This window comes from Thiohalospira halophila DSM 15071, from assembly GCF_900112605.1.
Lineage (GTDB): Bacteria > Pseudomonadota > Gammaproteobacteria > Thiohalospirales > Thiohalospiraceae > Thiohalospira > Thiohalospira halophila.
In genome coordinates, this window is record NZ_FOMJ01000001.1 from 442,680 (window position 1) to 455,833 (window position 13,154).

9 protein-coding genes are annotated in these 13,154 nt (G+C 69.5%); 4 read left to right on the forward strand and 5 right to left on the reverse strand.

Annotated features, from left to right (window positions below; all coding sequences use genetic code 11):
* Nucleotides 1-549: a hypothetical protein gene (locus tag BM272_RS02280; protein WP_093427121.1), complete on the reverse strand. Its 549-nt coding sequence runs from the start codon at nucleotides 547-549 to the stop codon at nucleotides 1-3.
* 37 nt (nucleotides 550-586) lie between these two features.
* On the reverse strand, nucleotides 587-1,438 hold the full coding sequence (locus tag BM272_RS02285) for an alpha/beta hydrolase (protein WP_143613117.1): 852 nt from the start codon (nucleotides 1,436-1,438) through the stop codon (nucleotides 587-589).
* A 132-nt stretch (nucleotides 1,439-1,570) separates the two neighbouring features.
* On the opposite strand from BM272_RS02285, the gene BM272_RS02290 reads away from it, so the two are divergent.
* Together BM272_RS02290 and glgP are read left to right on the forward strand one after the other, a co-directional pair.
* Nucleotides 1,571-2,257, forward strand: a complete 687-nt coding sequence (locus BM272_RS02290) for an ArsR/SmtB family transcription factor (RefSeq protein WP_093427123.1) — start codon at nucleotides 1,571-1,573, stop codon at nucleotides 2,255-2,257.
* 90 nt (nucleotides 2,258-2,347) lie between these two features.
* Nucleotides 2,348-4,915, forward strand: coding sequence for an alpha-glucan family phosphorylase (glgP, locus tag BM272_RS02295; RefSeq protein ID WP_093427124.1), 2,568 nt, complete (start codon nucleotides 2,348-2,350; stop codon nucleotides 4,913-4,915).
* 15 nt (nucleotides 4,916-4,930) lie between these two features.
* On the opposite strand, the gene malQ is transcribed toward glgP, so the two are convergent.
* The 3 genes from malQ to glgC are packed head-to-tail and all read right to left on the reverse strand — an operon-like array spanning nucleotide 4,931 to nucleotide 9,364.
* Nucleotides 4,931-6,409, reverse strand: a complete 1,479-nt coding sequence (gene malQ / locus BM272_RS02300) for a 4-alpha-glucanotransferase (protein WP_093427125.1) — start codon at nucleotides 6,407-6,409, stop codon at nucleotides 4,931-4,933.
* Nucleotides 6,406-8,109 carry a glycoside hydrolase family 57 protein gene (locus BM272_RS02305; protein WP_093427126.1) on the reverse strand — a complete coding sequence of 568 codons (1,704 nt, stop codon included), beginning with the start codon at nucleotides 8,107-8,109 and terminating at the stop codon, nucleotides 6,406-6,408. The genes malQ and BM272_RS02305 overlap by 4 nt, the downstream gene beginning before the upstream one ends.
* Nucleotides 8,099-9,364 (reverse strand): glucose-1-phosphate adenylyltransferase, encoded by a 1,266-nt coding sequence (gene glgC / locus BM272_RS02310; RefSeq protein ID WP_399348480.1) that lies wholly within the window; start codon nucleotides 9,362-9,364, stop codon nucleotides 8,099-8,101. Before glgC ends, BM272_RS02305 begins: the two co-directional genes overlap by 11 nt.
* A 142-nt stretch (nucleotides 9,365-9,506) precedes the next feature.
* Between glgC and glgB the strand changes: the two genes are divergently transcribed.
* Together glgB and glgA are read left to right on the forward strand one after the other, a co-directional pair.
* On the forward strand, nucleotides 9,507-11,696 hold the full coding sequence (gene glgB / locus BM272_RS02315) for a 1,4-alpha-glucan branching protein GlgB (RefSeq protein ID WP_093427127.1): 2,190 nt from the start codon (nucleotides 9,507-9,509) through the stop codon (nucleotides 11,694-11,696).
* Entirely contained in the window at nucleotides 11,693-13,120 is a 1,428-nt protein-coding gene (glgA, locus tag BM272_RS02320) for a glycogen synthase GlgA (protein ID WP_093427128.1), read from the forward strand. The genes glgB and glgA overlap by 4 nt, the downstream gene beginning before the upstream one ends.
* The last annotated feature ends 34 nt before the right edge of the window (nucleotides 13,121-13,154 follow it).

The following is a 13,154-nucleotide window of genomic DNA, read 5'->3' on the forward strand; positions in this document are numbered from 1 at the left end:
TCAGGGACGGGTCGCGCGCACGGCCACGGGCAGGCGGGCCGGCGGCCCGAGAGACGGCAAATCAGCCAGTTGCCCGACCCGGGCGGCCACCTCCGCCCGCCAGAAGAGGGTGCGGCCGGCAAGACGCGACGCCGTCAGAGGACGTCGATCCAGGAAGGAGCCCAGGGTCACCAGCCAGGCCGGCGCGGGCCGTCGATTGCAGAACCCCCAGGATGCGGCCTCTGCCCCTGCCAGGACCATCTCCCGCAGGGAATCCGGCCACCACCCGCCGGCCGGCAGGCTCACCACGATCCGGCCCCAGGCCAGCCGGCCGGCGGTCGGTCCGGTCTCGGCGACCGCCTGATCCACCAAAGGTGCCCAGATGGCCGCGGGATCGGGCTCCACCCCCAGCAGCAGTACCTCGTCTCCCGACTGCCGCCAGGGGCCCAGTGCCATGAGCTGGGGTAGCGGATTACCGGCCGCCGGGAGGAGCCACGAGATCGCCGCCCGACCGCCGGCCGGCGGCGGTGGCTCCCAGCGGGCCGCGGGGGCATGGGGCTGCCGCGCCACCGGCCTGTTCCGGAGACGCGGCGAAGAGTCCGGGCGCCTATTCCGAACCGCCATCCTCCCCTCGCTCTCCCAGGAAGCCGACCACCGCACCGGCGGCCCCGGCGACCGGATCCGCCGAGAGGGTGTGAAACTCGTCACCCGACTCGCCCGCGGCTCGCTCCAGACGCCCGTAACCCTCGTGTTCCGGATCCACCAGGACGGCGGCGGGGCCCGGCAGGTCGGCGAGGAGCCGGCTGGTATCCAGGTTGGGCTCGTCGGCGTAGTAGCTGAGCATGGCCGCGGCAGTCACATCCACCGACTCGCAATGGAGGAAGCCGATCCCGCGCAGCAGTTCGTCGGCCCGACCCTGATTGCGCAGTTCCCGGGCGCGCTCCAGCAGCGGCTCCAGCGACTGCCCGTGTTCCCGACGGTAACGGGCTGCGGCCCTGTCCGCCCGCCAGACCAGCGGATCCAGCAGCAAGGCCGCCCCCAGCGCCGGGTGGCGGCTACGGGCCAGGAACCAGGCCACCTGGTTGCCGCCGCGCCCCTCGCCCAGGAAGTGGACCCGGGTGATGCCCCGCCGCAGGAGCCAGTCGAACCAGCTACCGACTTCTTCCATCCCGGCACGATGGAGTCGGCGCCACGGACCGTTGCAGCTGGCACCGGCGCCCCGGGGCTGTACCACCAGGACCCCGAACCCGCCCCGGAGGATGGCCTCCTGGAGGGACTGCCAGAGCGCCACCTTCGGATGCGAGGCATCCGGATAGAGCAGCACGACCCCGCGGCCCGGCTGCGCGGGCGCAGTATAGTCGGCCTTCAGGGTCGCGCCGTTGAAGGAGCGCTCCACGGGCTCCGCAGAGGCGGTGGCCAATCCCAGCACCAGTATCAGTAACAACCCGCCGCGTCTCACGCCGTCTCCTGCCAAGCTCCAGGGTCGATCCTACCGCCATGATGGCCCCGGGGCGAGCGCCCCCGTTCTCCCGGCTTGCGTCACCGCAGGGTGACGATTACATTCAACAAAACCGTTGAAAGCGAATGGACGATGTCCGAACACCTGCGACAGGAACTCTCCGACCAGTTTGCCCGCATCGGCAAGGCGCTGGGGAACGGGCGCCGCCTGGAGCTGCTGGAACTCCTCGCCCAGGGCGAACGCAGCGTCGAGGCGCTGGCCCACACCTCCGGCCTCTCGGTGGCCAACACCTCCCAGCACCTGCAGCAGCTGCGCCAGGCCGGGCTGGTGGAGGGCCACAAGACCGGTCAGCACGTCTACTACTCCCTGGCCGACGCCCGCGTGGTCAGCCTCCTGGACCTGGTTCATCAGCTCGCCGAGTCACGCCTCGCCGAGGTCTCGCGACTGGTCCACAACTATCTCGGGATCCATGACGAACTCGAGCCGGTTACCCCGGATGACCTCCTGGCACGGGCCCAGGAGGGGCTGGTTACGGTCCTCGACGTCCGTCCGCCGGAGGAGTTCGAGGCCGGCCACCTGCCGGGCGCCGTGAACATCCCGCTGGAAGAGCTGGAGGAGCGGCTGCCGGAGCTCGCGCAGGACCGGGACGTCATCGCCTACTGCCGGGGTCCCTACTGTCTGATGGCCTACGAGGCGGTGGAACAGCTACGCTCCGCCGGCTTCAATGCCCGGCGCCTGCGCGAGGGCTATCCCCAGTGGCGCGAGGGCGGCTGGCCCGACGAGAAACGCGGGATCGCTGACGATAAACCGGACGATTGAGCCCGCGCCCTCTTCCCCTTTACCCCTGGCACGTTATGATGCCTGTCAGATGCCGCGACACTGCGGCCCCGCAACCCGTGACAGGCCCTAATGAGCTCGACCACCTTTTCCCTGGAAGTCCGCCCCAACATCCCCCAGCGTCTGGAACGCCTTCACGAACTGGCCGATGACCTCCTCTACTCCTGGGACCGCCAGGTCCGCGGACTCTTCTACCGCCTGGATCAGGAACTCTGGGAGGCCTGTGGCCACAACCCCAAGGTCTTCCTGCGCCGGGTCTCCCAGGAGACCCTGGAACAGGCCGAGGGGGACCGGATCTTCATGGAGGACTACAACCGGGTCCTGTCGGTCTACGACACCTACCACCAGGAGGGGATGCGTTCGCACATCGAGCCCTACCTGGATCCGAAGAAGGACCTCGTGGCCTACTTCTGCGCCGAGTTCGGCTTCCACGAGAGCTTTCCCATCTACTCCGGCGGCCTGGGCATCCTCGCCGGCGACCACTGCAAGGCGGCCAGCGATCTGGGGATCCCCTTCGTGGCCATGGGCCTGCTCTACCGGCAGGGCTACTTTACCCAGACCATCGACAACCACGGCCACCAGATCGCCCACTATGCGCCCACGGACTTCGGTACCCTCCCGGTCCACCTCTGCCGCAACGAGTCCGGTGAAGAGCGGCGGGTAACCGTGGGAATGCCGGGGCGGGAGATCCAGCTCCGGCTGTGGCACGCCAAGGCCGGCCACATCACCCTCTACCTGCTGGACAGCGACCTGCCGGAGAACAGCGAGGCCGATCGCGCCATTACCTACCAGCTCTACGGCGGCGACAGCCACACCCGGATCCAGCAGGAGATCGTACTCGGCATCGGCGGCGTCCGCGCCCTGCGCGTGCTGGGCCTGCAGCCCACGATCTGGCACATCAACGAGGGCCACTCCGCCTTCCAGATCCTCGAGCGCTCCCGGGAGCTGGTCGTGGAGGAGGAGCTGACCTTCGAGGCCGCCCTGGAGGCGGTCGCGGCGGGCACCGTCTTTACCACGCATACCCCGGTCCCCGCCGGCCATGACATGTTCGACGCCGGCATGATGGAGGAGTATTTCTCCGGATTTCACGAGGAGTTGGGGAAGGATTTTCAAGAATTTTTTGAACTCGGCACGACCGGCGAGAACGGCGAGGTCTTCAACATGACCACCCTCGCCCTCCACGGCTCCCGTTTCAACAACGGCGTCAGCCGCATCCACGGCGGCGTCGCCGCCGAGATGGAGGCGACCCTCTGGCCGGAGGTCCCGCCGGAGGAGAACCCCATCCGCTACGTCACCAATGGCGTGCACGTCCCCACCTTCCTGGCGCGGGAATGGGGCAACCTGTTCGACATGCGCCTGCGGGAATGGCGCAACGAACTCCTCAACGAGGACTTCTGGGAGGCCATCGACCAGATCCCCGATCACCGCTACTGGAGCCTGCGCCAGAGCCTGAAGACCGAACTCCTGGAGGATGTGGTCGAGCGGGCGGAGAATCAGTACCGGCGCAACGGCTACTCCGAGGCGATGATCAAGCGGATCACCCACTACGCCCGGCAGAGCGAGGCCGACACGCTGGTGATCGGCTTCGCCCGGCGCTTCGCGACCTACAAGCGGGCGACGCTCATCTTCTCCGAGCTGGAGCGGCTCAAGGAGCTGATGAACGATACCGACCGGCCGGTCATGCTCATCTTCGCCGGCAAGGCGCACCCCTCGGACAAGCCGGGCCAGGAGCTCATCCGCCGGATCCATGAATACGCCCTGCAGCCGGAGTTCGTCGGTCGCATCCTGCTGCTGGAGGGTTACGACATGGCCCTGGCGCGGAAGCTGGTGACCGGCGTGGACGTCTGGCTCAACACCCCGGAATACCCCATGGAGGCCTCCGGCACCTCGGGCCAGAAGGCGGGTGTGAACGGCGTCCTGAACCTCTCCGTGCTGGACGGCTGGTGGGGCGAGGGTTACGACGGCAACAACGGCTGGGCCATCGTCCCCCACGATCCGGGCTTCGATCCCCACTATCGCGACAGCGAGGAGGCGCGCGACCTGGTGGACATCCTGGCCCGCGAGGTCGTCCCGCTCTACTACCAGCGCAACAACCACGGTTACTCGGCGGCCTGGGTGCAGCGATCCAAGGCGGCCATGAAGAGTACCATCCCGCGCTTCAACGCCCAGCGCATGGTCATGGACTATGTCCGGGACTTCTACAGCCCCGCGCGGGACCAGGATGCCCGCTTCCGGGCGCGGAAGCACGCGGCGGCCACCGAGCTGGCCGAGTGGAAGGGCCGGATCCGGGAATCCTGGGACGGCGTGGAGCTGGAGATGGTGGAGGAACCGCCCCGGGCCCTGCCCCACGGCGACAGCCTCCAGCTCCGCGTCCGTGCCCGACTCAACGGCCTGACGCCGGACGATGTGACCATGGAGTGCCTGGTGGCGCCGGCGCGCCGCGAGGACAGCCCCTTCAAGCCCGAAGACCGGTTCCAGCTGACCCCCGAGGAGGAGGACGAGGACGACTCGGGAAGCTGGATCTTCACCCTGGACCTCTGCCCGCGGCTGGCCGGTCTGCAGCACTACCGGGTGCGGATGTATCCCAGCCACCCGCGCACCAGTCATCCCTTCGAGACCGGCCGGATGGTCTGGCTCTGAGGTAGCTGCAGGCCCTCAGCCGCTGCGGCCGTAGAGGGTATTGAGCCGGGCGAGCTCCGTCGCCCGGCCTTCGGGAATCCAGTCCCGCTCCAGGCGCCACCCCCAGTTCCCCTCCACCGTCCCCGGGACATTCATGCGGTGCTCGCTCCCGAGCCCCAGCAGATCCTGCATGGGGATCACGGCCAGGCGCGCCACCGAAGCCAGGGCGGTCCGCACCAGCGCCTCCGGCAGGGCCTCCCCCGGATGGCCCAGGTACTCGCGCACGCGGTCGACTACGGCCGGCTCCAGCTCCCGGAGCCAGCCGGCGGTGGTGTCGTTATCGTGGGTGCCGGTGTAGACCACCGACGCGATGCGGTGATTGTGGGGGAGATAGGGGTTGGCCGCCCCGCCCTCGAAGGCGAACTGCAGGATCTTCATCCCCGGAAGGCCGAAGTCGTCCCGCAGCGCCTCCACATCGGCGGTGATGACGCCGAGATCCTCGGCGACCAGGGGCACGTCGCCGAAGCGCTCCGCCACGGCCCGCAGGAAGGCGTGGCCACTGGCCGGCTCCCAGTGGCCCTCCAGGGCGGTCTCCGCCTCGGCGGGGATGGCCCAGTAGGCGGCCAGCCCGCGGAAGTGGTCGATGCGCAGGAAATCGAAGAGCTCGAGCTGGGTCGAGAGGCGGTCCAGCCACCAGGCGAAGCCCTCCTCCTCCAGCCGCTGCCAGTCGTAGAGCGGATTGCCCCACCACTGGCCGGTCTCCGAGAAGTAGTCCGGCGGTACCCCGGCCACGCGGCGCGGACAGCCGGCCTCGTCCAGGTCGAAGAGGTCCCGGCGGGCCCAGACATCGGCGGAGTCCAGGGCGACGAAGATGGGCATGTCGCCGAACAGGGCAACGCCGCGCTCGGCGGCATAGTGGCGCAGGGCCCCCCACTGCCGGAAGAAGCAGAACTGCTCGAAGACCACCCGCTCCACCGCCGTCTGCAACCGCTCGCCGGCCGCCGCCATGGCTCCGGCCTCGCGGTCGCGCTCGGCGGCGGGCCACTCCCACCACGGAGCGCCGCCCTGCTCCTCGCGCAGGGCGCTGTAGAGGGCGAAGTCCTCCAGCCAGCCCCGGTGTTTCTGCCGGAACTCGGCCAGTTCGCGCCGCAGCCCGTCGTCCACCTGCTGCTGGAACCCCTGGAAGGCCGCCTGGCGGCACTCCTCGCGCCACGATTCGGCCTCGTCGACGGTGGCCGGAGGCGGCCTCCGCTCCAGCCAGCCCGCCTCCACCAGGGCCTCCACATCCACCAGCCGCGGATCGCCGGCGTGGACGGAGAGCGTCTGGTAGGGGGAGCCGTCGGCGTGGGTGGGGCCCAGGGGCAGCATCTGCCAGACGGAGAAGCCCGCCTCGGCCAGCCAGTCCACGAACCACCGGGCCGCCGCCCCCAGGTCCCCATTGCCGGGGCTGTCCGGGAGCGAGGTGAGATGGAGCAGGACCCCGGCGCGGCGATGCTGGGTAGGGTCCGCCGTCATTGTGAGCGCCCCGGCTGCATCGCCCCGCCCCGCGCATCCGCACCGCCCCCGTGGGCGAAGGCGTGGCTCAGGTGCTCGGGGGGATGCAGCCCCAGGCGCTCGTAGAGGGCAATGAGCTGCAGTCGGTAGAGGTGATCGAACTCGGCGACGATCCCGGCGGGATTGTAGTCACCGAACCACCAGAACCAGTCGGAGCTCTCGCAGATGGCCAGCTGTACCTCGGCGCGGTCCCGCGCCTCGGCATCGAGCCCGTCCACGACGCCGTCGAAGGCCCGCTTGGCCTCTACCAGCAGCTCCCAGCCGCGATTCTTCTCCCGCTCGCCGATCCAGGTGGAGAAGCTCCCCCAGACCCAGCTTCCGGCAATCACCCGGGGGAGCTGGCGTGCCGGAAGCTCCGCCGCCTCGGCAAAGGTCGTCAGTTCCAGTTCGGGATGGTCGGCCAGGCGACGATAGAGGGCGGAGAGGAAGTACCAACCGTTGGCCGGGTAGTGCTCCCAGGCGTTCTCGCCATCCAGGATGATGGGGATCACCGCCTGCTTCCGGTCGGCGCAGTGGGCGACGATGGTCTCCAGATGGCTCACCAGATTGGCCACGGCATCGTCACCGTGCCAGTCGGCGTAGTTGAAGCCGATGAGGTCGGAGAGGCCGTCATCGCGGAAGAAACAGCGCATGGCCCCCTCGCCCACGGTGTAGGCGCGATGCCATTCCGGGTCGGGGTCGGTCCGCATCTCCGCGTCGGCGAGGCTGTTATCCAGCACACTACCGCCGCTGGCCGCCCAGGCGAAGCCGGCCGCCTCCAGCTCCGCCAGGGTGGCATCACTCACCGAGCCCTCCGCCGGCCAGCAGCCCGCCGGCCGGAAGCCGAAGGCCGCCTCGAAGACCTCCAGGCCGCGCTGGATGTGCCAGCGGGCGCGCTCGGCCCCGCCCGGGTAGTGGGTCGCGGTGGGCATGGGCGCATCGGGCCACGCCTCCTGGACGCTGGTCAGGTCCTGGAGCAGCGGCAGGATGGGGTGGGCGTACGGGGTCACCGAGAGCTCCACCCGGCCCTCCTCTGCCAGGGCGCGGTAGCGCGGGATGACCCCCTGCAGGAGCTCGCCGATGACCACCAGCAGCTCCCGCCGATCGTGGACGGAAAAGCCGCGCTCCTTGTCCATGAGCCGCTTCACCCGCGCATCCCCGCGCCGGACGCTCTCCCCCAGCCACGCCAGGTGGTACCAGGTGATGAGGTCCGCCAGGAAGCGGTCGCTGATATCCAGGCCGCTGCCCGGATGCTTCTCCACCCAGCGCCCCAGCTCCGCCAGCATGGCGAAGGGGGCCCAGCGCTCGATGAGATGGGCCTCGTTGGCGCGCAGGCACCACTGGACCAGGCGCTCGCGGTCGCAGGCGTCCTCCGGCAGCGTGGGGTCGGCCAGCGCCCGCAGCAGCGGGTCGTGCAGCGGCCGACCGTCGCGCAGATGGCCGGCCACCTGCTCGGTGTAGTCCTGGATCTGCTCGATGAGGGTGGGCGAGAAGTTCACCACCGCCCGCGCCTCCGGGATGGCCTCCAGGTGGGCGACCATGTCCACGTAGTCCTTGGTGGCGTGGAGATAGGTCCAGGGGAGGCGGTACTCCCCGCTGCAGGGATCGAGATAGCTGGGCTGGTGCATGTGCCAGCCCAGGACCACCTTCACCGGCGTCTTTCCCTTCCCCTTAGCGGACATGGTGGACCCCCTGGCCGAGCATTTCCGGTGTCACGAGTGTCACGCCGCCGGGGCTGACGTGGAAGCGTTCGGCGTCGGCCTGGGGGTCCTCCCCGATGACCGTGCCCGACGGGATGCGGCAGTGCTTCTCGATGACGGCGTTGGTGATGCGGCAGCCGGGCTCCACCCGGACCTCCGGGAGGATCACCGAGGACTCCACCTGGCTACCCGCCTCCACCATCACCGAGGAGAAGAGCAGCGACCGGCGGACGTAGCCGCCGGAGATGATGCAGCCCCCGGAGACCATGGAGTCCACCGCCATGCCGCGGCGGTCCTCGTCGTCGAAGATGAACTTCGCCGGCGGCAGCTGCTCCTGGTAGGTCCAGATGGGCCATTCGTCGTCGTAGATATTGAGCTCCGGGGTGATGTCCACCAGCTCCAGGTTGGCGCGCCAGAAGGAGTCCACCGTCCCCACGTCGCGCCAGTAGGCCTGCCGGCCGGTGCTCGCCTCGCGGAAGGGGTAGGCCATCACCCGGGCCGACTCCAGGATCCGCGGGATGATGTCCTTGCCGAAGTCGTGGTCGGAGTCGGCATCCGCATCCCGGATGAGCTGGTCGAAGAGGAACTGGCGGTTGAAGATGTAGATCCCCATGGAGACCAGCGCCATGCCCGGGTTGCCCGGCGTCGGCGTCGGATTCGCCGGCTTCTCCTCGAAGCGGACCACCCGGCCCGCCTCGTCGGTGGCCATGACGCCGAAGGCGCTGGCCTCCTCCACCGGCACCTCCAGGCAGCCCACGGTGACGTCGGCCTCGTTCTCGGCGTGGTGGGCCAGCATGGGGCCGTAGTCCATCTTGTAGACGTGGTCGCCGGCGAGGATCAGGACGTACTCCGGCGAGTGCATCTGGATGATGTCCAGGTTCTGGTAGATGGCATCGGCGGTGCCCTTGTACCAGGAGGTCTCGATGCGCTGCTGGGCCGGCAGCAGCTCCACGAACTCGCCGAACTCCCCGCGCAGGGAGCCCCAGCCCTGGCGCAGATGGCGGATGAGGGAGTGGGCCTTGTACTGAGTAATGACCCCGATGCGCCGGATCCCGGAGTTGATGCAGTTGGACAGCGGGAAGTCGACGATCCGGAACTTGCCCCCGAAGGGGACGGCCGGTTTGGCCCGCCACATGGTCAGGTGGCGCAGTCGCGAGCCCCGCCCCCCGGCCAGCACCAGGGCCAGGGTGTCACGGGTGAGACGGCTGACGAAGCGGGGAGAACGGTTGGACAGCATGCACGGTTTCCCTTGGTGCGATTGGCTCGCGATGGCTCTCAAATCCCCCGCCGCCGTTCGACGGTGGCGGGGTTCCTGTTTATCCTCTTGTTAACACACGCGGGTTTCCGCCGCCAGCACCACCCCTCGTAAGGAGCCGAACGTGAGCGAAAAGACCCCGCCGCAGAGCACGGAAGAGCAACGTCGGCGCATCGCCGAGGCTCGCCACCCCGACCCCTTCGCCTTCCTCGGTGGCCCCCACGGCGAGAAGCGGCGGGTTCGGGTCTATCTCCCCGGCGCCACCGCCGTATCCGTCGAGGCGGGCCCGGAACTCGAACACGTCCCCGGGACCGACTTCTTCGAGGGGACCCTCCCCGCCGATATTCCCCGCCCCTGGCAGCTGCGCTGGGTCGATGGTGACGGCGGCGAACACGCCGGGTACGACCCCTATGCCTTCGGCCCCCAGCTCGCCGACTTCGACCTCCACCTCTTCGGCGAGGGTCGCCACTGGCACCCGCAGAACTTCCTCGGGGCCCACCCGACCACCGTGGACGGCGTGGCCGGCACGCAGTTCGGCGTCTGGGCCCCCAATGCCGACCGCGTCAGCGTGGTCGGTGACTTCAACGGCTGGGACGGTCGCCGCCACCCCATGCGCGTGCGCGGCGGCAGCGGCGTCTGGGAGATCTTCCTGCCCGGTGTGACCGTGGGCACCCTCTACAAGTTCGAGATCCGGGCCCGGGACGGCTCCGTGGTGACCAAGACCGACCCCTACGGCCGCTGCTATGAACTCCGCCCGGATACCGCCGCCGTGGTGGCCGCCCCCGACGAGTATGTCTGGGGCGACGATGCGTGGATGGCGCGCCGCGCCGAGGCCGACTGGCAGGCCGAGCCCATGAGCATCTACGAGGTCCATCTGGGCTCCTGGCAGCTCGGGGATGACGGCGAGATGCTCGACTACCGCGAACTCGCCCACCGGCTGGTGGACTACGTCACCGCCCGCGGCTACACCCATATCGAACTCATGCCGGTAACCGAGCACCCCCTGGACGCCTCCTGGGGCTACCAGACCACCGGCTATTTCGCCCCCACCCGGCGCCACGGCAATCCCGACGACTTCCGCTACTTCGTCGACCACTGCCACCGCAACGGCGTCGGTGTCCTCCTGGACTGGGTCCCGGCCCACTTCCCGCGCGACGCCTGGGCCCTGGCGGAGTTCGACGGCACCGCCCTGTACGAACACGAGGACCCGCGCCGCGGCGAGCACCGCGACTGGGGGACCCTCATCTTCAACTACGGCCGCAACGAGGTGCGCTGCTTCCTCCTGGGCTCCGCCCTCTACTGGCTGGAGCACTTCCACGTGGACGGCCTGCGCGTGGACGCCGTCGCCTCCATGCTCTATCTGAACTACTCCCGCGAGGAGGGCGACTGGCTGCCCAACATCCACGGTGGTCACGAGAACCTGGAGGCCATCGACTTCCTGCGCGAACTCAACACCGTGACCCACGGCGAACAGCCCGGGACCATGGTCATCGCCGAGGAGTCCACCTCCTGGCCCCAGGTCACCCGCCCCACCTGGCTGGGCGGGCTCGGCTTCTCCATGAAGTGGAACATGGGCTGGATGCACGACACCCTCACCTACATGGGCGAGGACCCCATCCACCGCAAGTACTACCACGATCATCTCACCTTCGGCCTGCTCTACGCCTTCACCGAGAACTTCGTGCTGCCCTTCAGCCACGACGAGGTGGTCCACGGCAAGCGCAGCCTCCTCTACCGCATGCCCGGGGACGAGTGGCAGCGCTTCGCCAACCTGCGGCTGCTCTACGCCCTGCAGTTCACCTACCCGGGCAAGAAGCTCCAGTTCATGGGCTGCGAGTTCGGCCAGGGCGAGGAGTGGGACGATACCCGCGCCCTGGACTGGTACACCCTGGACTACCCGCTCCATCAGGGGGTGCTGCGCATCACCGACGACCTCAACCGGCTCTACCGCAAACTGCCGGCCCTCCACCGGCGCGACTTCACCGAGGACGGCTTCGAGTGGATCGACTGCCACGACGCCGAGCAGTCGGTGCTGAGCTACCTGCGCAAGGATGACCAGGGGCGCATGGCCGTGGTCATCTTCAACCTGACTCCGGTGACCCGGGAGGGGTACCGCATCGGCCTGCCCGACGGCGGCGTCTGGCGGGAGCACCTCAACAGCGACGCCGCCTGCTACGGCGGCTCCGACGTCGGCAACGGCGGCGCCGTGGTGGCCGAGGCCCTGCCCTGGATGGGCCGGACCCACTCCGCCGCCCTGACCCTGCCACCCCTGGGCGCCCTGGTGCTGACCCCGGAGGGAGACGAATCGTCATGAGGGTCCTCTTCGCCACCTCCGAGGCGTGGCCGCTACTCAAGACCGGCGGCCTGGCCGACGTCGCCTACGGTCTGCCCCGGGCCCTGCATGACGAGGGGGTCGATATCCGCCTGGTCCTGCCGGCCCACCCCGACGCCGTGGCGCGGCTGGAGGGGCCGGTGGAGCGCCGGGAGACGAGCCTGGACGGCCGCCCCCTGACGCTGGTCGGCGGCCTGCTGCCGGGGACCGGCGTCCCGGTCTGGCTGGTGGACGACCCGCCGCTCTTCGCCCGCGCCGGCAACCCCTACACCACCGAGGAGGGGGTGCCGTGGCCGGACAACGCCCGCCGCTACCACCGCTTCAGCCGTGTGGCGGCGGCCCTGGCGGCCGGGGAACTGGCCGACTGGCGCGCCGATCTCCTCCACGCCAATGACTGGCAGACGGCGCTGGCGCCGCTGTTCCTGCGTGATTACCCGGAGCGGCCGAGCAGTCTCTTCACCATCCACAATCTCGCCTACCGCGGTCTCTTCCCCGCCTCTACCCTGGGTCAGCTCGGCCTCGATCCGGGGCTGTGGCAGCCGGACGGGCTGGAATTCTACGGCGAACTGGCCTTCATCAAGGGCGGCCTCCACTTCGCCGACGCCATCACCACCGTCAGCCCCACCTACGCCCGGGAGATCCAGACCGCCCACTTCGGCTGCGGGCTGGACGGGGTGCTCCGGGCCCGGGCGGCGAATCTCCACGGCATCGTCAACGGCATCGACACCGCCACCTGGGACCCGGCCAACGATCCCCACCTCGCCGCCCGCTACAGCGAGCCCGACGAGAACACCCGCACGGCGAATCGCACCGAACTCGCCCGCCGCCTGGGGCTGACCGACGGCCGCGGGCCGGTCATCGGCTTCATCGGCCGGCTGGTGGAGCAGAAGGGCATCGACCTCCTCCTCCCGGCCCTCTCCCGGCTGGTGGAACAGGGCGCCCGCTTCGCCCTCCTGGGCGCCGGCGAGCCCCACCTGGAGGCCGGCCTGCGGGCCGCGGCCGAGCGCCACCCCGGCGCCGTGGGCGTCCATATCGGCTACGACGAGGGCCTGGCCCATCTGGTGGAGGCCGGCAGCGACCTCTTCCTCATGCCGTCGCGCTTCGAGCCCTGCGGGCTCAACCAGCTCTACAGCCTGCGCTACGGCACTCCGCCCATCGTCACCCCCACCGGCGGCCTGGCCGATACCGTCATCGACGTCGGCGTCGACCCGAAGGCCGGCAACGGCTTCCACATCCCCCACCCGGACGCCGTCGCGCTCGCCTCCACCGTCGAGCGTGCACTGCTACACTGGGAGGAAGACCGCGATTGGCGGGGCCTGCAGGCCCGTGGCATGGCCGGCGATTATTCATGGAATAAATCGGCCGCCCAGTACGTCTCTCTCTATCAGAGTCTGGTAAACCCCTGACTCGCAGACGCTCCCGTCGGCTCCCCCCTGGGGG

What these genes read in the sequence shown, in the direction of transcription:
- BM272_RS02290 (WP_093427123.1), top strand. Translation starts at nt 1,571, where the DNA reads ATGTCCGAACACCTGCGACAGGAACTCTCCGACCAGTTTGCCCGCATC.
- glgP (WP_093427124.1), top strand. Translation starts at nt 2,348, where the DNA reads ATGAGCTCGACCACCTTTTCCCTGGAAGTCCGCCCCAACATCCCCCAG.
- malQ (WP_093427125.1), bottom strand. Translation starts at nt 6,409, where the DNA reads ATGACGGCGGACCCTACCCAGCATCGCCGCGCCGGGGTCCTGCTCCAT.
- BM272_RS02305 (WP_093427126.1), bottom strand. Translation starts at nt 8,109, where the DNA reads ATGTCCGCTAAGGGGAAGGGAAAGACGCCGGTGAAGGTGGTCCTGGGC.
- glgC (WP_399348480.1), bottom strand. Translation starts at nt 9,364, where the DNA reads ATGCTGTCCAACCGTTCTCCCCGCTTCGTCAGCCGTCTCACCCGTGAC.
- glgA (WP_093427128.1), top strand. Translation starts at nt 11,693, where the DNA reads ATGAGGGTCCTCTTCGCCACCTCCGAGGCGTGGCCGCTACTCAAGACC.